We start from the raw sequence: 684 nt of genomic DNA on the forward strand, positions 1-684 counted from the left end.
CCTGGAATACTCGCCAGACGGCGAGTGGATCTACTTCAACTCCGAGCGGGCCTCTCCCGGGCACGCGCAGTGTGCTTTCGGATGGCGACGAAGGACGGGCGGCTCGAGCAACCGGGCTGCAGATACGGTCCGCATGATCTTCCAGCGATATCGTTCCCTACAATCAGTTCCAGCCGTCGCTGACGAAGTGAATGCTGGCGGCGAAAGTCATGTCGATGCTTCGGATGCAGATCGAATGGATGCAGGTGCAATGCATGGCTCGTCCGCATCAGGCCGAGGCAGCAGGCTGCCATCCTTCACCCGGGGCAAACTCTACCACATGCTCTCCAATGTCGTTTACATCGGCAAGGCAAGACACAAGGACCGCATCTACGACGGTGAGCATGAGGCGATCATCGACGAAAGCACGTTTAGGTCGGTTCAAGCGCTGTTGAAGGGCCAGGCGCCGAACCGGAGAAGCGGGCCAACAGCAAGAGCCGACACCTGCTCACAGGCCTGCTGTTTGACGAGACCGGCGACCGTCTAAGCCCGGTCTTCACGGTCAAGGATGGCAAGCGGTACCGCTACTACATCTCCAATCGGCTGGAGACGACCAACGGAAAAGACCCTTCCAGCTGGCGGCTGCCGGCGGATGAGTTGGAGCGCACAGTCCTGCATCAACTGGACGTCATGTTGCGGGACAAG

General features: G+C 59.6%; 1 protein-coding gene. It reads left to right on the top strand.

All coding sequences use genetic code 11. The features are described from left to right. On the top strand, window positions 1-526 hold a 526-nt coding region (locus ABUE31_RS22750), incomplete at its 5' end, for a recombinase family protein (protein ID WP_367726047.1). Window positions 527-684 lie beyond the last annotated feature (158 nt).

Source organism: Mesorhizobium marinum, assembly GCF_040813675.1.
Taxonomy (GTDB): Bacteria; Pseudomonadota; Alphaproteobacteria; order Rhizobiales; family Rhizobiaceae; genus Mesorhizobium_K; species Mesorhizobium_K marinum.